Here is a 565-nt window from a genome sequence, read left to right as displayed (position 1 = left end):
CAGGACAAAAAACAGTTGGTTTTGCTCCTTCGTCGCTAATTTTAACCAACTGATTTTTACCCGTTATTAGGGCGTTATGTTTCATCGGGAATGGTTGTGATCGAAAAAGGTATTTCAATTTCAGTAGCTATTGCTTTTATTTTCAGTTCATTTCCTTTCGTATTTAATGCAGGATTTGAAATTATCCTTTTAAATGGAGTTTGGTTAACTACCTCAGCTATAGTCGCTGCACTTTTGTATTATGTATTGGCAGTTCTTTCTTTGTATTATTCGCTTAATGCCAAAACTTTGAACTATAAATTTTTTAATTTTCATTTGGTAAACAACAAGTATTTTGTTCATTTACCAATAATTTTATGTACCATTTTTCAGTATGCGTTTTGGTTTGCGCTAACTGAAACATAACAAGTCATTAAAGCAGGAAAATTTACAGTTGGCTGTTTTCACTGCGTTCAACATTTTAGCCAACTATAAATTTCCTCTTAATGAGGCGTTGAGGCTGTAGAATAAGTCCCTTTATGATCAAAAGTTCGGTCAGTATTGATTGCTAAACTTGTTTGTTATT

The 565-nt window shown here is 32.6% G+C and carries 1 protein-coding gene; it reads left to right on the top strand.

The genetic code is table 11. The features are described 5' to 3' along the window. The first annotated feature begins 96 nt into the window (after positions 1–96). Positions 97–405 carry a hypothetical protein gene (locus Q4575_RS19750; protein ID WP_303523946.1) on the top strand — a complete coding sequence of 103 codons (309 nt, stop codon included), beginning with the start codon at positions 97–99 and terminating at the stop codon, positions 403–405. Positions 406–565: the final 160 nt, after the last annotated feature.

The organism is Psychrosphaera sp. 1_MG-2023 (assembly GCF_030548245.1).
GTDB classification, from domain to species: domain Bacteria; phylum Pseudomonadota; class Gammaproteobacteria; order Enterobacterales; family Alteromonadaceae; genus Psychrosphaera; species Psychrosphaera algicola.
Note: the sequence above shows the minus strand (reverse complement) of the source record. Positions and strands in the feature narration are given on the sequence as shown.